This is a genomic window from Agarivorans sp. QJM3NY_25 (assembly GCF_050870875.2).
GTDB lineage: Bacteria > Pseudomonadota > Gammaproteobacteria > Enterobacterales > Celerinatantimonadaceae > Agarivorans.
Genome location: NZ_CP194041.2, coordinates 1,725,653 through 1,744,956 on the forward strand (window position 1 = coordinate 1,725,653; position 19,304 = coordinate 1,744,956).

The window sequence follows — 19,304 nt, forward strand, 5'->3', positions numbered from 1 at the left end:
GCCTGCGAATGTGAAAGAGAATCTCTCTGAAGTGCTGTTTAAACCACGGATCAATGTGCTCGAAACATCGGCAATTTCTAATACTTTGGCGAAGGATTCTACAGCGGAAGGACAACAAGAAGGACGTAACTGGTATCGTTTGTTACGTCGTGAATATTGGGCTTGGTTAGGTTTAGACCCGATTGAAACCGAACGCTTATTTGCCGACATAGCGATAAGTGATAAACCTCGTACCAGTGCATTACTCGATACGGTGGGGGGCTATCAACCAGGAAATTGGAATTTTGAGTGGATGCAACGTGCCGTGCGTCATCAAACGGAAGCCAAGAAAGCCGAGCAAGGTGGTGATAAATCATTAGCTTACCAGCAGTTTTTAAATGCTAGCTATAGCGCGACGATTGCCGCTTATCCACATTTTAAAGGGGATGATCTGGCCACTTCGGCTCAAGCTTTAGCTTACAATAACTTTGCTTCGGCGATGCAACAAAGTGAATATGTTTGCAAGACCATGCAGATTCCCATCGAAGGTAAGAAAGTCGCCTGTTATCTGCATCTGCCCGATACCGATTCGATAAAACCGGTGGTATTAGTTAGTGGTGGACTTGATACTATACAAACTGAGCTCTATCCCATATTTGAACGGTTTTTAGCGCCTGCAGGTATTGCGATGTTAAGTATAGATTTACCCGGCGCTGGTTTCTGTTCACCGTGGCGCTTACAGCAAGATAGTAGCCGAATTCATCTGGCTGTATTGGACTACTTGCCAGAAATTCCTTGGGTGGATCAAGATAGAGTGGGGATCTTGGGTTATCGTTTTGCTGGAAATGTTGCGGCGCGTTTGGCTTTTCTTGCTAGTAACCGCCTAAGAGCTGTGGTCACGATTGGTGCGCCAGTCGACCGACTATTTACCGATGTCACCCGTTTTCAGTCGATGCCGCAAATGTATCGAGATTGTTTAGCGAACCGCAGTGGTGGTAACTCGGCGAATCGCGATAACTTATTCTATCGTTGTCTGCCTTTGTCACTGAAGACCCAAGGAATTTTAGGTGGCGCTAGAACCAAACTGCCGATGTATATTGTTGGACGAGAGAACGACCCAATCTCACCGCAAGCAGATATTACGCTGCTCGGTGCTGCCTCTCAAAGCAGTCAGGTTAGTATGATGAAAGAGCATGATTACTTACAAAATTACAATCAAATCTTTACGGAGGTCACGCAATGGTTACAAAAGCATTTGTGACTTCATTATGTTGTGGTCATTATGGTAAGGTAATAATTTAGACAATAATCACTATGGAGAGATTAAGCGCATGGAAGTGACTTGGCCAAGCCATGGAAAGTTAAGCTCAACATTTACGGCTATGGGTCCTTATTATCGGAAGGAACATAGCGTAAAGGAACAGTATTTTTTTGATTGCCTAGCCTCATGTGTTAGCGCTAAGCCAGCAGCTGAAGAACGAGAGTTTTTTGGTTGGTGGCTGGAGTTGCGGCTGGTTGATAGTGGCTTTGAATATCATTATTGGTATGGTCTCTACGACAAACAAGGTGAATGGCAAAAAATGTCGATCCCGCAAAAAAATCTGCAAGAGGTGCAACAGTCTTTAGACGTTTTCTACCAAAAATTAGTTACCCAACTGGACAAATTTAGTATCACCCTGAGTGCTGCTCCTTCCTTATCCCCGAACTTGACTCTCCCGGCAGCTTAAACGAGAAAGTTATATAAAATTGGCGCACAGAGTCTGTGCGTCAGGTTTTTATCAGGTAGAATACAAGCTTTGCGTTTTACCCGAGTTGGGATCATTAATTACCATGTCGAAGCAAACTATTGTTGTTAAGTTGGGGACCAGTGTGCTTACTGGTGGCACTGCTAAACTCGATCGAGCCCATATGATAGAGCTGGTTCGTCAGTTTTCCCTGTTACGCAAGGCTGGTCATCAGCTTATCGTTGTCACCTCCGGTGCGATAGCCGCAGGACGCGAGCATCTATCGTTGACCCATTCTAATATCGCACCAACTATCGCCAATAAACAAATGTTAGCGGCAGTTGGTCAGACCCGTCTGATTCAAGTGTGGGAAAGTTTATTCAGTATTTACGGCCTGCATGTCGGACAAATGCTGCTAACACGTGCCGATTTAGAAGATCGGGAGCGCTTTCTCAATGCGAAGGATATGCTGAAGGCTTTATTAGCGCATGGTATTGTGCCCATTATTAATGAAAATGATGCGGTTGCCACAGCCGAAATCAAGGTCGGTGATAACGATAACCTCTCGGCCTTGGCGGCAATCCTCGGCGAAGCCAATAAATTGCTGCTGTTGACGGATCAACCCGGTTTATTTACTGCAGACCCTCGTAATAATCCTCAGGCAAAATTGATCGAAGAAGTCCACGAAATTGATGCTTCAATTCGCGCCCTCGCTGGCGATAGCATCAGTGGTTTGGGCACTGGTGGTATGACGACTAAGTTACAAGCGGCGGAAATTGCTGGTCGTGCAGGCATTGAAGTGGTGATTGCTGCCGGGCATAGTGAAAATGTGATCACCCGGATGAGTAAAGGGGAGAGTGTTGGCACCCGATTCTTGGCAATATCAACGCCCCTGGAGCATCGCAAACAGTGGATCTTGGCTGGACCGCCGCCCCATGGTGAGTTAGTGCTCGATGGAGGGGCATGTAAAGCCGTTGTCGAGCGAGGATCTAGTCTATTACCTAAAGGCATTATAATCGTTAAAGGCGAGTTTAACCGGGGCGATGTGATAAGTTTGGTGAATACAGACGGTTTAGAGATCGCGCGTGGTATCTGTCGTTATCAGGCAAAAGATATGCAACAAATAAAAGGCTTACATTCAGAGCAAATCGATAAGACTCTGGGTTATGGTTATGGGTCGGTGGCGGTTCACCGTGACGACCTAGTACTGAAATAGGATGAATAAATGAGTTTACAGCAATTAGGCCAGCGAGCTAAACAAGCGAGCTTTGAACTGGCGACATTAACGACTCGTCAAAAAAATCAGGCTCTGGCTGCTATTGCCAGCCAACTCGAAGCGCAGCAAGCCAGCATTTTAGCCGCCAACAATGTAGACCTAGAGGCCGCTCGTCAAGCAGGCTTGTCTGAGGCTCTACTGGATCGCTTAATGTTAAATAGCGAACGGTTAGCTGGGATCGCCAATGATGTTCGAAATGTGATTTCTTTAAATGATCCGGTGGGTAGCGAGATGGACTGCCGGGTTCTAGAAAATGGTTTACGTTTATCTCGTCGCCGGGTGCCACTGGGTGTGGTAGGGGTGATTTATGAAGCTCGGCCTAATGTGACCATCGATATTGCCGCCTTATGTTTAAAAACGGGGAACGCCAGTATTTTACGCGGTGGTAAAGAAACTTTTCACTCGAATATGGCCTTGGTTGCAGTGATCCAATCGGCCTTGCAACAAAGTGGCTTACCTGCTGCTGCGGTACAATATATTGAACAGCCAGACCGTGAATTAGTCGCCGAATTGCTTCGTTTAGATGAATATGTTGACATGATTATTCCGCGAGGTGGCGCAGGGCTTCATAAAATGTGCCAAGAGAATAGTACGATCCCAGTGATTATTGGTGGTTTTGGTATTAGTCATATTTACGTGGATAACAGCGTAGACTTGGCTGCGGCGATCAAGGTGATTGAAAACGCCAAAGTACAGCGCCCATCAGCATGTAATGCTTTAGATTCCTTATTGGTGGATCAGAATATTGCCGCGGAGTTATTGCCGCAATTAGCCGAGTGTATGAACCAATCTTCGGTGAAATTAGTGGCCACCGACAATGCCATGAGCGGATTGGCTGCGGCCAAGGATTTACAGTTAGCCAAGGCGGGTGATTTTGACACCGAATGGCTGAGTTATACCTTGGGCGTGAAGGTGGTCGCCAATGTGGATGAAGCTATCGCCCATATGCGAAAGCACAACGCGAGTCATTCAGATGCTATTTTATCGAACAATCTGCAGTCGGTAGAACGGTTTGTGAATGCTGCGGGTTCGGCGGCGGTGTATGTGAATGCTTCGACGCGATTCACCGATGGTGCTCAGTTTGGTTTAGGTGCTGAAGTTGCGGTATCCACCCAGAAACTACATGCCCGTGGTCCGATGGGCTTGGAAGAACTGACCAGCTACAAGTGGGTCGGGATTGGCGATATGTTGGTCCGGCCTTAAATATGAGCAATTGAAGCTAGTCTGAGGGCTAGCTTATTTATTCAAGGGAAGTTCATGGCGCGTCACTTATGGTTAATTCGTCATGCCAAATCGAGTTGGCAACAGCCTTGGATAAACGATCGGGAACGTCCCTTGAGTGCTCGAGGAAGAGCCGCTGCGGCATTGATGGCATGTGACTATGCGTTGCCATTTGCTCGACTTGAATTGCTGCAATGCTCACCAGCGATCCGCGCTCAACAAAGCTGTGAATATTGGTTAACCCAACGTCAGTTGCACTGTGACCGGTATATCGAAATCGACCTGCATGTCACAATTGAGGCAAGTTTATATACCAGTCGCTGGGCGGATCTACTGTTACATATCCAAGCTTTCGCCGATCGTTACCATCATGTTGCGCTGATTGGGCATAATCCGGCTTTGGAACAGTTGCTGGAATACCTAACGGCGCAACAGTTGCCTAAATTTCCGACGGCGAGTCTTGCTATCCTAGAGTGTAATGTCAGCGCTTGGTCCGAATTGACAGAAGGTAGTGCTAACCTGGTGCTGTTTGATACCCCCAAACGTCGGCTCGCGGCAAAGCCTTGAACCCTTATACCAACGAATTGATTTGTATTTATAGGCGATGAGCTGAGGGGTTTGAAACAAGCGTGCAATGAGCACAGGGATAAACAGCGCCTGACTTATCCCTAGATGTGATCAATTCGCTTATTTCTCAAATAGAGCTGCAACCTTGTAGTCCGAATGGAAGCTAATTTCACTAAAGGCCGTCCAAGTTCTGGCTACGTTTGTTCCAAAGCCTATAATTCGAGCATATTTGGCAGTAATGGGCGTAAAATTATAACGTTCAAAATCTTTGACCTTACCACTGGTCCAGGTTTTAAAGATACGTCGCCATTTTTTACCATCCATGGAGGTTTCCAAAGCAAATTTTTGTTTACGTTCATTCCCCTTATAAATCATGACATCTACAGAGTTTATCTCCTGAGGAACGTTGAATTCAAAATCTATCCATGATTCGCCTTTGTTTGCCCAGCGGGTTTTGTTGTTTCCGTCGATAACATTAGTTGCGATATGATTTTGGTCATGACTATTCGCAGTCACCTTCACCACATAGTAATTTGCAAGGCTTGAACCAGAGAATGCCAGCAAGGCGCCTAAAACCATCACATTGACTATTTTCTTCATTCCTTTATTCCAAATAATAAGTACATTTTTCAAGGCCGGGTACGATTTTTGTTCAAGTTGACTCGATAAAGGGTCAACATTAAACAATGTTCTCTCCTGCGCTGTATTACCTTGCAAATATTTGTTTAGGCTGGTTTGATTAAGCCTATTTTTATTATGATTTGTTTATCAAAGGAGCGACAAGGCGCTCAAGTGAGGCCGATGTTTGGCTTCATTCTTAATGATACTGGTCTCAGTGTTGCGTATGAAAGCTGCTGAAGCCTGCGCCAAGTTAAGATTTGGCGCAGGCCTTACGGTTAAGCGTTTAGACTATTTTGTAAACTCAACAGCAGCTGAATCATCGGATTGGAAACGGATATCATAAAAGGCGGTCCAGCTCTGGGATACATCGGTACCAAAACCATTGATCCGTGCAAATTTAGCCGTCACTGGTGCGAAATTATAGCGTTCGTAATCTCGGGTGGTTCCGCTACTTACCGCTTCAAAAACTTTCTGCCAGTTTTGACCATCGCTTGATACTTCTAAGTTAAAACTGGCTTTTCGTTCATCTCCTTTGAAGACTGATAGGTCTAGCTTTGAGAGTTTTTGCTCACCTGCGAATTCAAATTGGATCCACGATTCGCCTTTATTTGCCCAGCGAGTTTTTTTGCTGGAATCAAGTACGTTTTTCGCAACGTGGGCTTTATCGTGGCTATTGGCCTTCACATCGACAATTTCTAGATTAGCAAAGGCTGAGCTTGAGCATAGTAGGGCACTAATTAGTAAAAATGTTTTTTTCATTTCGATCTCCATATGTTAGTTATATTTTTTTATTGTAAATCTCACGTTTATCGTAAGTGCTAGATTTTCCTAAATATTCTCCGTGAATATAACCACCCTCAGAAATAAACTCTGGGATTTGCTGCGGTTGTCCTTTTAAAGTTGCATCTAAGGCCACTAACGCTAGCGGCTCTAGTGCATCAATTCTGGCATTAAGCAAAGCGTGATGATTTAGGAAGTATCCACGAATAAAGCGATGTTTAAGAATGTTGTTGCCAATTGCTCGCGCCAATTCGAGATATTGCTGGTCAGAGGATATCTTGTACATTTCGAGGGCACTGAAAATACCGCTAGGATCTTGATTATTAAGGTTTAAGTTTAATTGGCTCGGTTTTGTTTTTGGTTCGCCAATATCTCCCCATCCAAGATGTTTTGTCATGTTGCGTGCTAGGGCCCATAACGCTTGGTCGCCAGATAAACGATAAGCCTTTAATAAGGGAAATAAATACTTTTCACTGTCGATGACTTGAGCTTGAAATATGCGGCCTTTTTTTCCGTAGTAACCGTCGCGTACTAATGGGATCCCCATGATATCAGTACCATCATTGAATACCGCTTTAAATTGGCCTCTTTCGGCATCGTAAGCCACTCGATAAAAACCTTTTAGGTCTTTCACCGCCCAGCTTAAGATTTCGCTGTCTTGATGTATTTCGGCAATGTAAAGCTTGACCAAGGCACTGCTGATGGCTATCGAATTAGCATTGCCTTTGAACAGGACATTGCCTTCTTTGGCTATCGCACCATATTCTGGACCAAATTGGCGTTGGGCACGGTCACCATATTTAGAATTGGTGTCATTATCGGATGGGGGAGATGATTCTCGTTGGCGCGGTGATGTAAATTGATAAACAGGGGCTCCAGTTTTTGGGTTACTGGCGAGTTCATATTGTTTTAGTAAAAATTTAGCCCAGTGATTGGCACCTTCAGCAATCTTCGGTTCGGCTAACTCTGTCAGTTTATAGGCCGCGTAGATAAGGTCTGAGCCGGCATTGATAAAGCTTAGACCTTTACTGAGAGGTAACTCGGGCAGTTTTGATGGTTCGACAATATCATCGGATAGCTTGCGTTGAAAAACTTTATCATTATAAGATTTTGAATATCGACCATGACGCCCCATATCCATCCTCTTCCAATTATCTAGGTGAGCGTTCCAAAAAGCTTTTATATATTTCTCAGTTGCCTTCGCATCCACTTGATGCAGAAAACTATAATAAGGAAAGTGATTTTTTAATTCATGAACTTGGTTTTTATTCTGAGGGCCTTCTAATTCCAAGCTATCCAGATTAATAAAACGATGACCTCCCCAAAAGAATAATCCATTTTCATGACTATAATTTTCTAGAAAATATCGCGCAGTTTTTTCTGCGGCTTGGTGGTACTTATCATCGCCAGTCACTACGCTGAGACCATTTAAAGTTCGCATGAAGTTTTGTTGGCTCGCAAAGTTTGAAATAGTCACACGGTGTTTATCTGGGTAGATCCATTCGACTGGTTTTCGAGTGATGGTGTTCACGCCATCGGCGAGCAGTGGACTGCGATTTGAATGACTTCTTGCTTCGGTTAATACGTTATTCACATAGCTCTTCACCGCCTCTAAACGGCGTGCATCTTGATTGTTATATTGAGTACCAGCTTGCGCAATAAGAGGTAGTAAAAGCGATAAAACGGTGAGCGTTCGCATATTCGCGGTTTAATTACCAAGTCATGAGTTGTTCCTAGATTAATAACGCATTCAATTTTTTGTCAATTTATTTAAATTAATTGAACCGTTATTTCAACCATTGATCACAATCGTGTTAGTGAATGAAATATATCGATTATCTATTTGATGGTTTTGTCGGTTTAAACTGCCCTTGAATGAACGGGATTTACCAAGCTAAGATTACCGAGCATTTTGGGGAAGGGGTCGGAGCTTGCGGTTAAATGTGGCAGCGCGAGCTAGGGTAGATATTTGAGGTTGCAAGCATGTGGGATCCGGAGAGTATGACTCTCCGGGGGAATCTAGTGGTGACTATTTAACTTCGATGCCTTTCGCTTGTAGGTCAGCATGGTAGCTAGAACGTACCAGAGGACCACAGGCCGCATGAGTAAAGCCCATCGCTTCAGCTTGTTTGCGAAGCTCGTCAAACTCTTCTGGTGGCACATAGCGGGCTACGGGCAAGTGATGTCGACTTGGTTGCAAGTATTGTCCCAGTGTGAGCATGGTGACGCCATGGTCACGTAAATCTTGCATTACTTGCAGAATTTCTTCATTGGTTTCACCCAAACCCATCATTAACCCGGATTTGGTGGGGATATTCGGATGAAGCTCTTTAAAGCGTTTTAGCAAGGTTAATGACCACTGATAATCTGAGCCAGGGCGAACCTGTTTATATAGGCCTGGCGCCGTTTCTAGATTGTGGTTAAACACATCCGGGGGATTGCCATCTAAAATTTCTAGAGCCTTATCCATACGGCCTTTAAAATCAGGGACTAGAGTTTCAATCTGAATCTTTGGACTACGGCTGCGAATTTCTTTCACACATTCGGCAAAGTGGCCCGCGCCGCCATCCCGTAAGTCGTCGCGATCAACTGAAGTAATCACCACATAGCGAAGTTTCATATCGGCGATGGTCGCAGCTAATTTTACTGGTTCTTCTTGATCTAAAGCCAGTGGTTTTCCATGACCAACATCGCAGAAGGGACAGCGACGAGTACAGATGTCACCCATGATCATGAACGTAGCCGTGCCATGGTTAAAGCATTCGGCTAGGTTAGGACAGGAAGCCTCTTCACATACCGAGTGCAAGTCATGCTTGCGCATTGCACTTTTAATTTCATTGATTCGGGTACTATCTGAAGGCAATTTAATACGCATCCAGTCCGGCTTGCGTAACATGGTTTCCTTCTCTGAAGGGATCACTTTTACCGGAATAAATGCCATTTTGTCGGCATCACGAAGTTTTACTCCGGCTTCCAATCGCACTTTTTTTGCACTCATAATGGGAGCTGTCCTCGTTGATATTCTATTTGGCTATAGCCAAGTTGTTGTGCCAAAATCTCGGTGATTTTCTCAGCCACTTGCTCGACACTGGCTGAGTGTTGAAAATCGGCAATCTGGGTCATCTCCAATCCAGCGTAACCGCAGGGGTTAATCAGTAAAAATGGACTTAAATCCATATTTACATTCAGCGCTAGGCCATGAAATGAACAACCTCGACGGATCCGCAGACCCAAAGACGCGATTTTTTTCTGTTGAACATAGACCCCAGGGCCTCTTTCTTGGCATAAGCTTCGATTTGATAACTAGCCAAGGTTTCGATGATACTTTGTTCTATCGCGGTAACTAATTGGCGTACACCAAGTTTACGACGACGAATATTCAGCAAGGGGTAAGCAACTAATTGACCCGGCCCATGGTAGGTCACTTGTCCACCGCGATCCGCTTGAATGACTGGAATGTCACTCTTTGCTAAAAGGTGTTCGGGTTTTCCGGTTTGGCCTTGAGTAAACACTGGCTCATGCTCTACCAGCCACAGCTGATCAAGCGAGTCTTCAGTACGTTGCTCGGTGAAATCTTTCATGGCTTGGAAAACCGTTTGGTAATCCTGCTGGCCTAAATGGCGAACCTGTAATATTTGCTGATTGGACATTTATAATACGTGTCGAACGTCTTCTATGGCACCAATTTCGGTGTAAAGGCTTTCAATATGAAACTTACTCGTGACTTTTACCACTAAGGTAATGGATTTGTAGTTTCCCTTGCTACTTGGACGAGTTCGCGGGCTATAGTCACCAGGCGCTAAGTTCTGAATCACACTAAGCACTTCATCTTCTAATGTGTGGCTATTCACTCCCATGATTTTAAAGGTAAAATCGCAGGGAAAATCAAGATATTCATCAAATTTGGTTTGCATAACTGACCTAAGGATACCGTTCTAGATGCTTTCAAGAAGCGAACTTAAAATAAAAACGCGTTATTCTAACGCGTTTTTGTGATGTTTGCCTAAAATTTCCGTATCGCTTTATCTTCTATCAAGCTAGTCCTTCGCTTGTATGATTAAAATAGTGAAGCAAAAAATAGTTTGATGTAGTCAACTAGGCGTTTAAACAGACCGCCCTGTTCTACGTCTTGCAATACCACTAAGGGGTATTCGGCGACATCTTTACCATCGACTTGGAAAAATACAGACCCAACTTTTTGCCCTTTTGTTAAGGGTGCTTTGAGTTCTTCTTTTAGTTCAAAACTTGCTTGTAGTTTACTCGCCTGACCCCGTGGTAGCGTTAATGCTATATTTTGGTCAACCCCCAAAGAAACACTGTCTTGGTCTGCCATCCATACGGTTTGTTCTACAAAACTATCACCCGCTTGGTAAGGTTTGACCGTTTCGAAGAAGCGGAATCCCCAATTGAGTAACTTTTTACTTTCGGCGGCTCTGGCTTTTGCTGAATTAGTTCCCATTACAACCGAGACTAAGCGCATGCCGTTATTGGTCGCTGAAGAGACTAAGCTATAGCCTGCGTGCGAAGTATGGCCAGTTTTCATACCATCAACGTTAATACTCTTGTCCCAGAGGAGGGTATTGCGGTTATGTTGGGTAATGCCGTTGTAGGTAAAAGATTTTTCTTTATAAATTGCATACTCATCCGGCGTATCACGGATTACCGCGCTGGCAAGGATCGCAATATCTTTTGCGGTAGAGTATTGCTCGGTGTTATCTAGGCCATGGCTGTTGACGTAGTGAGTATTTACCATGCCTAGGTGAGCGGCCCAAGAATTCATCAGGCTGGCGAAAGAGTCTTCACTACCTGCAATATGCTCGGCCATTGCCACACAAGCATCGTTTCCAGATTGGATAATAATGCCTTTATTGAGGTCTGAGACTTTAACTTGTTTGCCGACTTCAATAAACATTTTGGAAGAGTCGGGGAAGTTTTTTGACCAAGCTTTTTCGCTGATGGTTACCATGCCATCCGGATCGAGTTTTCCAGATTTTATTTCTTTACCAATAATGTAACTGGTCATTATTTTCGTGAGGCTCGCTGGGGCGAGGCTTTTTTCCTCATTTTCGGCAGCGAGTACAGTGCCTGAGTCAAAGTCGACTAAATAATAAGCTTTTGCCGCAATGATAGGGGCATTTGGAATGACTTGTGGCGCAGCATCGGCAAGGCTCACATTGCTGACAATCAGAAGCGCGGAAGCGCAGCTAACACGCTGAAATACATTTTTAATCATGTTGGGCTCTTTGGCTTGTTAGTCAATAAACTTGGAAGGACATCACTATAACAAAACTTAAGCCTTGTTGGTAAGTTCCTACGCTAAATCCACTAGTTTGCTTTTAGATGAATAATATAGGCGTCTTTATATTGGCCTTGCTTAATTTGGGCTAAATTTTTCTCGGCGCTGAGGACATCCTGGTAAGGTCCAGCTCTAAGTTTTTGCCAACCATTTTCAGAAATTAATTGTGTGCTTACACCTTGGCCGTCGAGTTGACGTTGATGTTGTTCGATTTGTTGTTTGTTTTTACTGGCCAATAGTTGGATAAAATACAGAGCTTGATGGCTGCTTTGTGGTTCGGGGCTGGTTTTTTGATCATCGAAGCGAAGCAACTTGATTTTTACCTTGGCGGTACCCGCCTTGAGCATGTCTAGTTTGTAGGCTGCTGCGTAGGAGAGATCGATCATTCGCTGTTCATAAAAGGGGCCACGGTCATTGACCCGGACAATTACCGAGCGCTGGTTGCTTAAGTTGGTGACTTCCACGTAGCTTGGTAGAGGAAGATTTTTGTGGGCAGCGGAAAGACTGTACATATCGTAAATTTCACCATTAGAGGTGAGGTGCCCATGAAATTTTTTACCATACCAAGATGCTAGACCGGTGTCTTCATATTGTTCAATATCCTGCCAAACCTGATAGTTTTTCCCACGTACTCGATAGTCTCGATTACCTTGGCGGCTATAAGGCTCAAACCGCGGCACAGGGTTTTCCAAGTGGGCAAGCTCAGGTGCCTTATCTGGGGCCTTATCTTGACTGATCCCATAACGTTGGTCGCTTGGAGATGAGCTACAAGCCGTAAGAAGGCTCAATAGACCAAGGCTTAAGCAAAGCTTAATCATCGTGTGATTAATTCGCATCAAGTTGCGCCTTTGCTTGTTTGAGTTGTTGGCTAAATTGATAGACCGCCATGGCATAGAGGGGACTACGGTTATAACGAGTGATGACATAAAAATTGTGTTCCGCGAGCCAATAGCTATAACCATTAGTTTCTTCTAATTGTAGCAACTTAACCATTTTATCTGCGCTTAAGTCGTCGTCACTAGCAATGCCAGCTTGGGAGAGTTGTTGCCAAGTATGTATTAATTTTAATTCTTCACTTAACCACGGTTTGGCTTGGGCTGCACTCGCTGTCGCGGGATGGACCACGGGTTGGTTAATTTTCCAGTGATGTTGGCTAAAGTAATTAGCGACGCTGCCAATTGCATCGATGGGATTGTTGAGCATGTCGATACGCCCGTCTTGGTCGAAGTCGACCCCATAATACAAGTAGCTTGAGGGAATGAATTGTCCGAATCCCATGGCGCCAGCATAAGAGCCTTTAATCTCATCTAAGCCCCAGCCTTGTTGTTCCGCCAATTTGATAAAATAGCCAAACTCTTTGCTGAAAAATTGGCCTCGTTTGGGGTAATGAAAGCCAAGCGTATACAGCGCATCGAGCACTGAATAAGTACCTTTATGGCGACCGTAATAGGTTTCCACGCCAATGATCGCAACGATGATTTCTGCGGGGACTTGAAACGCTTGCTCTGCTTTAGCTAAACTTTTTTGATGTTGTTGCCAAAATGCTAGGCCAGCATCTAAACGCTCTTTAGTAAGGAACAAATCACGGTATTGGTACCAAGGTTTTGCTTCCCAAGGGCGTCTGATAGCATCGATAACCGCTTGCTGAAATTGGGCTTGTTTAGTGGCTTGTTGTAAATCTTTTAAGGGAATGTTTAATTCCTGACTTAAGCTGGTTAGCCGTTGCTGTTGATTCGCTGCAAAGGCAGAACTGATTCCCAATTGACAAATAATAAGCAGCAAATAACACCAACGCATAATAATCCTTATTGGGCATAAAGCCGTTTATGGGTATGAACAGACATTAGAATGCCAAAACCAGCCATTAGAGTCACGATAGAAGTACCGCCATAGCTGACTAAAGGTAGTGGAACCCCAACAACAGGTAGTAAACCGCTGACCATACCAATGTTGACAAATATGTAAACAAAGAAAGTAAGAATAATACTGCCCGCGAGTAAGCGACCAAAAGCGGTTTGCGCTTGGCTTGCGATATATAGTCCCCGGCCGATGACGTAAAAATATAGGCAAAGTAATAACATTACGCCAATAAAGCCAAATTCTTCGGCGTATACGGCAAAAATAAAGTCGGTGTGTCGCTCGGGTAAAAAATCTAACTGGGATTGGGTGCCTTGCAGCCAGCCTTTGCCAGAGAAACCTCCAGAGCCGATGGCAATCTTGGATTGGATGATATGATAACCCGCCCCTAAAGGGTCACTTTCGGGGTTGAGTAGGGTTAATACCCGTTGGCGTTGATAATCATGCATTAAGAAAAACCACAATAGTGGTATAAAGGCGGCAATTATACCAGCGGCTGCGATGACTAGACGCCAACTCATGCCTGCTAAAAACAGAGCGAATACGCCAGATGTCGCCACCAATAGCGAGGTGCCCAAATCTGGTTGTTTAGCAATTAATAAGGTGGGGGCTACCGCGAGCGCAGTTCCGATAAATAAGTGTTTTAAACTCGGCGGTAGAGAGTGTTGACTAATGTAGCGTGCCACCATCAACGGTACTGCCAATTTCATGATTTCTGAAGGTTGAAAGCGAACCACACCTAAATCGAGCCAGCGTTGCGCTCCTTTACCAACATCACCAACCAGCAATACCGCCAGTAGCATGAGTAGGCCACTGAAGTAAAATAATGGGGTCCAACGCATATAAACATCGGGGGGTATTTGTGCCAACACAAACATCACCACCGCAGCTACTGCGAGGCGAATTAATTGGCGATTCAGCATGGCAACACTTTGGCCACTGGCACTGTATAGGACACATAGCCCTAAGCCTATGAGGGCGAGTAAACCGAGTAATAGTGGCCAATCTAAATGAAGCCGCCACCAAAGTGAGTTGTTTTGCTGTTGGCTAAAGTTCCCCATTATTGAACACTACCTTTTGTTTCAAAATAACTATCAAACATACTACGAGCGAGCGGTGCGGCATTACTACTGCCGCCACCGGCATTTTCGATGACCACAACGGTGACAACTTGGGGATCATCAAAAGGTGCAAAGGCGACAAACATGGCATTGTCGCGATGTTTTTCTTTAAGCTTATCCGCATCATATTCTTGGTCTTCGGCGATATTCACCACCTGTGCGGTTCCTGATTTCCCTGCCGCTTTATAGGCTGTGCCTTTGAATGCTCGGCGCCCAGTACCGTTACTTTTGTTAATTACACCATACATACCATCGAGTGCTATTTGCCAATTCTTTTGGTTTTTCAAGTCGATTGGCGGTTTAATTTGTGGCGGAAGGCCAATATGCGAGTGGCTGTCTCCAACACTTTTTAAGATCCTCGGAGAGATGATCTTGCCGCGATTGACTAAAATATTTGTTGCTTGCACGAGTTGTAAGGGGGTTGTGGTCCAGTAACCTTGGCCAATCCCTACCGAGATAGTATCGCCTTGCCACCAAGGTTGGCGATAGCGGGCTCGCTTCCATTCCCGACTCGGCATATTGCCTCGACTTTCCTCGTGGATATCGATGCCAGTATATTCACCAAAACCAAACTTACTCATATAGTTATGAATTTGGTCGATGCCTGTTTCGTAGGCTAGCATGTAGAAGTAGGTGTCAACACTTTGTTCGATAGCTTTGTATACATCGACCCAACCATGGCCCCAGCGCTTCCAGTCGCGGAAGCGACGTTTGGTATTCGGAATTTGAAACCAACCTGGATCCCAAATTCGTTGTTGTTCAGTAATCGTGCCTAATTCCAATCCCATCACCGCTAGCTCCGGTTTGACGGTGGATGCAGGAGGGTAAACCCCTTTGGTTGCGCGGTTAATCAGGGGGCGGTCAGTTGAATTGAGTAATTTGTTGTAGTTCTTGCTGCTAATTCCGTTGACAAATAAATTGGGATCGTAGCTTGGGCTAGAAATCATCGCCAGTACCCCACTGGTTTTTGTATCAAGTAAGATGATGGAGCCACGGCGTCCATCTAACAGGCTTTGAGCTCTTAATTGAAGACGAATATCGACATTGAGGTAGAGATCTTTGCCCGGTACCGGGGGGACAATCTTCATGGTGCGAATAATTCGTCCCCGGTTATTGACTTCGACTTCTTGATAGCCAACGTTTCCATGTAAGATTTCTTCATAATAACGTTCAATGCCCTGTTTACCGATGGTGCGAGTTGCATCATATTCGGCAAGTTTATTTTCTTTTTCTAAACGCTGTAAGTCTTTGACATTGATGCGTGCTACATAACCGAGCAGATGAGTCAGGCTATCGCCATAGGGATAATATCGAGTTAGGCTCGCTTCGATACTCGCGCCTGGAAATTTATGTTGTTGGGCACTAAACATCGCCACTTGTTGCTCGCTTAGCTGTGACTTTAGTACCACCGGCTTAAAGCGACGAGTATGTTGTTTAGTTTGGTAAAAACGTTCAACGTCAGTTTCGCTTAAGTTTAGCAACTGGCTGAGCTGCTGGATTAGTGTCTCGAGATCGTTCACCTTCTCAGGAATAATTTCTATGCTGAAGTTGGGCCGATTTTCTGCCAGTAGAACCCCGTTTCGGTCATAAATTAAACCTCGGGGTGGGGCGAGCGGCAGAACCTTAATTCGATTATCATCCGAGCGGGTGGTATAGGTTTCATGCTGTTCAAATTGCAGATAGTAAAGGTTTGCTAAAAGCACACAAATGAGCAGAAAAATACCAACAATCGAGACCAAACTACGACGAATAAATAATCGTGATTCAGCCGAGTGATCTCGCATTGCGACGCGTTGTCTTGGCATATCTTAGTAACTATTCCCGATGGTAAGGATGGTTGGCGGTAATGCTCCAAGCGCGATAGAGCGTTTCAGCAACGATCACTCTTACCATAGGATGAGGCAACGTCAGCGCCGATAGAGACCAACGTTGTTCAGCGATATCGATGCAACTGGGCGCTAAGCCTTCGGGGCCACCAATTAATAGGCTGACATCTCTGCCATCCATTTTCCAGAGTTCCAATTGCTGTGCTAACTGAGGGGTCGTCCAAGGCTTACCCGTTACTTCCAGAGTCACCACGCGGTTGCCTTTGGGGATCACCGCAAGGGTGGCTTCCCCTTCTTTGTCGAGGATGCGTTTAATATCGGCATTTTTGCCGCGCTTTCCAGCATTGACTTCGACTAGCTCTAGCGGCATATCTTTAGGAAAGCGACGAGCATACTCTTGATAAGCGGTTTCTACCCAACTGGGCATTTTGGTGCCGACCGCCACTAGTTGGATCTTCATCCAGCTTTAGACTCTGCGTGGTTTGGTGCCCACAGTTTTTCTAGTTGATAAAAGTCTCGAGCGCTGTCTTGCATTATATGTAATACCACATCGCCTAAATCAACTAATACCCATTCAGATTCTGCCACACCTTCTAAGCCGATAACCTCAAATTCTGCGCGTCTAGATTCGGCAATCACATTATCAGCAATGGATTTCACATGACGTTTAGAATTACCACTACAGATGATCATAGTATCGGTCACACTGGAAAATTGGCTTACGTCTAGACTTTGAATATCTCGACCTTTCATATCTTCGATTTTATCGATCACAAAATCGATTAGTTTTTTGTTTTGCAACAAATCAACCCCAAATTTGAACTAAAAAGTGAGTATACCACGCTCGGTCAAGCTAGGTTAAGCGCCATAGAGCTTATGTTGCACAATATAATGAGCGACGGCGGGAGAAAGTTTCGTTTCAAGTTGCGCTAAGCTAGCCCCTTTAGAAAGCATCTGACGAATTTGGGTCGATGAAATTGCCATGGGTTCTAATTCACAAAAGTAGACCTTACCTGCACGTTGTTGATTGAGTTGTTGTAGCTGCTGGCAGTGCTTAGGGGCTAACCACTGGGCCAGCGCTTGAGAAATGTTGAGGGGGTAGCCGGGGCGTGCGATGACCAGTAGATGAGCATGATCGCATAAATTTTGCCAATGATGCCAGCGATCGAGTTGATTAAATGAGTCTAGCCCCATGACAAAACCAATCGCGTTAGTGGGATATTCGGTGGCCAATTGCTGTAAGGTTTCGTTGGTATAAGAATGGCCGCCTCGATCAACTTCCCGCCAGTCTATATGTAACTTCGGGTGATTGATTAAGGCTAGCTCTAGCAGCTGCTTGCGTTGGGCTGCAGAGGCATGTTGGCGAGCTTTTAATGGTGATAAGGCATTTGGGAGTAGGGTTAAATCTAAAGCCTTGGTTTGCGTGAGTAGTTGCTCGGCACTGCGTAAATGGCCAAGGTGGATCGGATCAAAGGATCCGCCAAAAAATAATTTAAGCGGGCTCATGTTGTACTGACGCGAGTTCGAAAACTAAACGTTCTAATTGATGCCAAGCTTGCTCTCCAGCAAATTGTTTAATCGCTTGGTCGATGGCTGCAATTTGTAGCCTAGCTCGATTGATTTGCTGCGCGTTGTAACGTTTAGCTGCCTGACTGATTAAGCCTTGGCGCTTGTTCCATACCCCATGTTGTTTAAATAAACTTGAATGGTGGTTGCTTGGCTGTTGTTGCAATCGTTCTAAGAGTTTAAATTCTTTATCCAGCGCCCAGTTTATTAAGGTGGGTTCTTCGCCTTCTAGACGGAGCTGTTTGATGATCAGTAAACCGCGCTGAAACTCCCCAGCAAGTAAGGCATCTACTAGTTGAAAACTTGAAAAGTGATTGGCATGTGATAAGCCTGATTCAATCTCTTTTAAGCTGGGGAGTTGTGGTCCCCAACGCAGTGCGATATTAGCAACTGCTTGATTCAGAGCCAGTAAATTACCCTCGTAGTAATGCAACAAGAGGGCGATTAACTCATGATTTGGGTTTAAATGATGTTGTTGAAGGCGCTGCCGGATCCAAGCCTGTAATTGGCTCCCTTCAGGTGTATAAACCATCACCACTAAACCGTGTTTTTCCAGCTGTTGGTACCAAGCCTGTTTTTCACTGGTTTTGCTGAGTTTAGGCAGGCTGAGTAATAATCGCGTTTCTGGATTGACCAATTTGAGCACTTGCTCAAGTTGAGTTTGTGTGGATTTATCAGGAACTTTATCGAGTTGCAGCTCTATCAGCCGATACTGACTAAACAGTGATAATTCAGACATAGCATCAACAATGCTGGGCCACTCAAAGTCGGTGTCTTGGGTGAATTTTATCCGTTCTTCTGCTAGCCCGTGTTGCTGTAGCTGCTGACGAATATAGTCGATGGCTTCGATTTTAATCAGTGGTTCTTCGCCCGCGACCAAGAAACAGTGAGTGCTCGCGATATCTTGCTGCACAAGCCGATCGGCGAAGATCCGCATGCTACCAGCTTACCGTCGCTAATTGACGCATGATTTGGTCGGCGGCCATTCCCCGTAACTCGGTGTATAGGAGCTCGCGCTCTCGTTGCTTGGCTAAAGCGGCTAAGGGGTTATCTTGGAAGTCTCGGTGTAATTGTACCGTTAGTGGGTAGTTGCCAACATCGGCAATCTGGAGGTAGCCAGCAACACGGTAACTCAGCTCATATTCGGCGACTTGTCCATTGGCAAATAATGACAAGGTTCGCTTATTTATTTCTTCACCACCAATATGAAGAGTGGGAATATCCTCTTGAGGGGAATTAATCACCTGAACATTGTTTTGTGCTAACTGACGTTTTAGCTCACGGATTAGGGGGCTAAATTCATCACTAGAAGACAAATAAACTTGGGTGAGTTTTTCATCGAGTAAATAGCTACCACGAGGGGCAAAGCCACAAGCGCTGAGTATACTTAGACTCAGGATTAGCAATCCATAGCGCAGGTTTTTAAGATTCATACTTGCTCGTATTTAAAATGGCGGAATCTGCTAACAG

20 protein-coding genes and 1 pseudogene are annotated in these 19,304 nt (G+C 44.9%); 5 read left to right on the forward strand and 16 right to left on the reverse strand.

Features of this window, described 5'->3' with window-relative positions; translation table 11 throughout:
* The first annotated feature begins 10 nt into the window (after positions 1–10).
* The 5 genes from ACRRSW_RS07965 (at position 11) to ACRRSW_RS07985 (ending at position 4,767) form a co-directional block, all read left to right on the forward strand.
* Positions 11–1,240 (forward strand): alpha/beta hydrolase, encoded by a 1,230-nt coding sequence (locus ACRRSW_RS07965; RefSeq protein ID WP_432453730.1) that lies wholly within the window; start codon positions 11–13, stop codon positions 1,238–1,240.
* A gap of 70 nt (positions 1,241–1,310) precedes the next feature.
* Positions 1,311–1,706: a sigma factor-binding protein Crl gene (crl, locus tag ACRRSW_RS07970; protein WP_432459049.1), complete on the forward strand. Its 396-nt coding sequence runs from the start codon at positions 1,311–1,313 to the stop codon at positions 1,704–1,706.
* A gap of 103 nt (positions 1,707–1,809) precedes the next feature.
* A complete protein-coding gene (gene proB, locus ACRRSW_RS07975; RefSeq protein WP_432453728.1) occupies positions 1,810–2,919 on the forward strand; it encodes a glutamate 5-kinase in 1,110 nt (369 codons plus the stop codon).
* 9 nt (positions 2,920–2,928) lie between these two features.
* Entirely contained in the window at positions 2,929–4,182 is a 1,254-nt protein-coding gene (locus tag ACRRSW_RS07980; RefSeq protein ID WP_432453727.1) for a glutamate-5-semialdehyde dehydrogenase, read from the forward strand.
* Between the two features lie 54 nt (positions 4,183–4,236).
* On the forward strand, positions 4,237–4,767 hold the full coding sequence (locus ACRRSW_RS07985) for a SixA phosphatase family protein (protein ID WP_432453726.1): 531 nt from the start codon (positions 4,237–4,239) through the stop codon (positions 4,765–4,767).
* Positions 4,768–4,887: 120 nt separating this feature from the next.
* On the opposite strand, the gene ACRRSW_RS07990 is transcribed toward ACRRSW_RS07985, so the two are convergent.
* From ACRRSW_RS07990 to ACRRSW_RS08065, 16 genes and pseudogenes are all read right to left on the reverse strand, one after another.
* A complete protein-coding gene (locus ACRRSW_RS07990) occupies positions 4,888–5,454 on the reverse strand; it encodes a discoidin domain-containing protein (RefSeq protein ID WP_432459050.1) in 567 nt (188 codons plus the stop codon).
* A gap of 222 nt (positions 5,455–5,676) precedes the next feature.
* Positions 5,677–6,147 carry a discoidin domain-containing protein gene (locus ACRRSW_RS07995; RefSeq protein ID WP_432453724.1) on the reverse strand — a complete coding sequence of 157 codons (471 nt, stop codon included), beginning with the start codon at positions 6,145–6,147 and terminating at the stop codon, positions 5,677–5,679.
* A 19-nt stretch (positions 6,148–6,166) separates the two neighbouring features.
* Positions 6,167–7,867, reverse strand: a complete 1,701-nt coding sequence (locus tag ACRRSW_RS08000; protein WP_432459051.1) for a hypothetical protein — start codon at positions 7,865–7,867, stop codon at positions 6,167–6,169.
* A 330-nt stretch (positions 7,868–8,197) separates the two neighbouring features.
* Positions 8,198–9,166, reverse strand: a complete 969-nt coding sequence (gene lipA, locus ACRRSW_RS08005; protein ID WP_432453722.1) for a lipoyl synthase — start codon at positions 9,164–9,166, stop codon at positions 8,198–8,200.
* A pseudogene (gene lipB / locus ACRRSW_RS08010) lies at positions 9,163–9,818 on the reverse strand (lipoyl(octanoyl) transferase LipB). Before lipB ends, lipA begins: the two are co-directional and overlap by 4 nt.
* The gene (gene ybeD, locus ACRRSW_RS08015) at positions 9,819–10,082 is read right to left on the reverse strand and encodes a DUF493 family protein YbeD (protein ID WP_432453720.1); all 264 of its coding nucleotides are present in this window, start codon (positions 10,080–10,082) and stop codon (positions 9,819–9,821) included.
* A 143-nt stretch (positions 10,083–10,225) separates the two neighbouring features.
* Positions 10,226–11,401 (reverse strand): serine hydrolase, encoded by a 1,176-nt coding sequence (locus tag ACRRSW_RS08020; protein WP_432453719.1) that lies wholly within the window; start codon positions 11,399–11,401, stop codon positions 10,226–10,228.
* Between the two features lie 92 nt (positions 11,402–11,493).
* Complete coding sequence (locus tag ACRRSW_RS08025; protein WP_432453718.1) at positions 11,494–12,300, reverse strand: septal ring lytic transglycosylase RlpA family protein; 807 nt, start codon at positions 12,298–12,300, stop codon at positions 11,494–11,496.
* Positions 12,290–13,261, reverse strand: a complete 972-nt coding sequence (gene mltB, locus ACRRSW_RS08030; RefSeq protein WP_432459052.1) for a lytic murein transglycosylase B — start codon at positions 13,259–13,261, stop codon at positions 12,290–12,292. Before mltB ends, ACRRSW_RS08025 begins: the two co-directional genes overlap by 11 nt.
* 8 nt (positions 13,262–13,269) lie before the next feature.
* Positions 13,270–14,382: a rod shape-determining protein RodA gene (rodA, locus tag ACRRSW_RS08035; protein WP_432459053.1), complete on the reverse strand. Its 1,113-nt coding sequence runs from the start codon at positions 14,380–14,382 to the stop codon at positions 13,270–13,272.
* On the reverse strand, positions 14,382–16,247 hold the full coding sequence (gene mrdA, locus ACRRSW_RS08040; protein ID WP_432459054.1) for a penicillin-binding protein 2: 1,866 nt from the start codon (positions 16,245–16,247) through the stop codon (positions 14,382–14,384). The genes rodA and mrdA overlap by 1 nt, the downstream gene beginning before the upstream one ends.
* Before the next feature lie 10 nt (positions 16,248–16,257).
* Positions 16,258–16,728 carry a 23S rRNA (pseudouridine(1915)-N(3))-methyltransferase RlmH gene (gene rlmH / locus ACRRSW_RS08045; RefSeq protein WP_432453714.1) on the reverse strand — a complete coding sequence of 157 codons (471 nt, stop codon included), beginning with the start codon at positions 16,726–16,728 and terminating at the stop codon, positions 16,258–16,260.
* Entirely contained in the window at positions 16,725–17,069 is a 345-nt protein-coding gene (rsfS, locus tag ACRRSW_RS08050) for a ribosome silencing factor (protein ID WP_432453713.1), read from the reverse strand. The genes rlmH and rsfS overlap by 4 nt, the downstream gene beginning before the upstream one ends.
* A 57-nt stretch (positions 17,070–17,126) precedes the next feature.
* Positions 17,127–17,774, reverse strand: coding sequence for a nicotinate-nucleotide adenylyltransferase (nadD, locus tag ACRRSW_RS08055; protein WP_432459055.1), 648 nt, complete (start codon positions 17,772–17,774; stop codon positions 17,127–17,129).
* Positions 17,761–18,771, reverse strand: coding sequence for a DNA polymerase III subunit delta (holA, locus tag ACRRSW_RS08060; RefSeq protein WP_432459056.1), 1,011 nt, complete (start codon positions 18,769–18,771; stop codon positions 17,761–17,763). The genes nadD and holA overlap by 14 nt, the downstream gene beginning before the upstream one ends.
* Before the next feature lies 1 nt (position 18,772).
* Positions 18,773–19,267, reverse strand: coding sequence for an LPS assembly lipoprotein LptE (locus ACRRSW_RS08065; protein WP_432459057.1), 495 nt, complete (start codon positions 19,265–19,267; stop codon positions 18,773–18,775).
* Positions 19,268–19,304 lie beyond the last annotated feature (37 nt).

Bases quoted from the DNA above. Each gene is read 5' to 3' on its own strand.
- ACRRSW_RS08000 (WP_432459051.1), bottom strand. From the start codon at position 7,867: ATGCGAACGCTCACCGTTTTATCGCTTTTACTACCTCTTATTGCGCAA.
- ACRRSW_RS08025 (WP_432453718.1), bottom strand. From the start codon at position 12,300: ATGCGAATTAATCACACGATGATTAAGCTTTGCTTAAGCCTTGGTCTA.
- lipA (WP_432453722.1), bottom strand. From the start codon at position 9,166: ATGAGTGCAAAAAAAGTGCGATTGGAAGCCGGAGTAAAACTTCGTGAT.
- ACRRSW_RS07985 (WP_432453726.1), top strand. From the start codon at position 4,237: ATGGCGCGTCACTTATGGTTAATTCGTCATGCCAAATCGAGTTGGCAA.
- crl (WP_432459049.1), top strand. From the start codon at position 1,311: ATGGAAGTGACTTGGCCAAGCCATGGAAAGTTAAGCTCAACATTTACG.
- rlmH (WP_432453714.1), bottom strand. From the start codon at position 16,728: ATGAAGATCCAACTAGTGGCGGTCGGCACCAAAATGCCCAGTTGGGTA.
- mrdA (WP_432459054.1), bottom strand. From the start codon at position 16,247: ATGCCAAGACAACGCGTCGCAATGCGAGATCACTCGGCTGAATCACGA.
- proB (WP_432453728.1), top strand. From the start codon at position 1,810: ATGTCGAAGCAAACTATTGTTGTTAAGTTGGGGACCAGTGTGCTTACT.
- nadD (WP_432459055.1), bottom strand. From the start codon at position 17,774: ATGAGCCCGCTTAAATTATTTTTTGGCGGATCCTTTGATCCGATCCAC.
- holA (WP_432459056.1), bottom strand. From the start codon at position 18,771: ATGCGGATCTTCGCCGATCGGCTTGTGCAGCAAGATATCGCGAGCACT.
- ACRRSW_RS08065 (WP_432459057.1), bottom strand. From the start codon at position 19,267: ATGAATCTTAAAAACCTGCGCTATGGATTGCTAATCCTGAGTCTAAGT.
- rodA (WP_432459053.1), bottom strand. From the start codon at position 14,382: ATGGGGAACTTTAGCCAACAGCAAAACAACTCACTTTGGTGGCGGCTT.
- ACRRSW_RS08020 (WP_432453719.1), bottom strand. From the start codon at position 11,401: ATGATTAAAAATGTATTTCAGCGTGTTAGCTGCGCTTCCGCGCTTCTG.
- ybeD (WP_432453720.1), bottom strand. From the start codon at position 10,082: ATGCAAACCAAATTTGATGAATATCTTGATTTTCCCTGCGATTTTACC.
- mltB (WP_432459052.1), bottom strand. From the start codon at position 13,261: ATGCGTTGGTGTTATTTGCTGCTTATTATTTGTCAATTGGGAATCAGT.
- ACRRSW_RS07995 (WP_432453724.1), bottom strand. From the start codon at position 6,147: ATGAAAAAAACATTTTTACTAATTAGTGCCCTACTATGCTCAAGCTCA.
- ACRRSW_RS07980 (WP_432453727.1), top strand. From the start codon at position 2,929: ATGAGTTTACAGCAATTAGGCCAGCGAGCTAAACAAGCGAGCTTTGAA.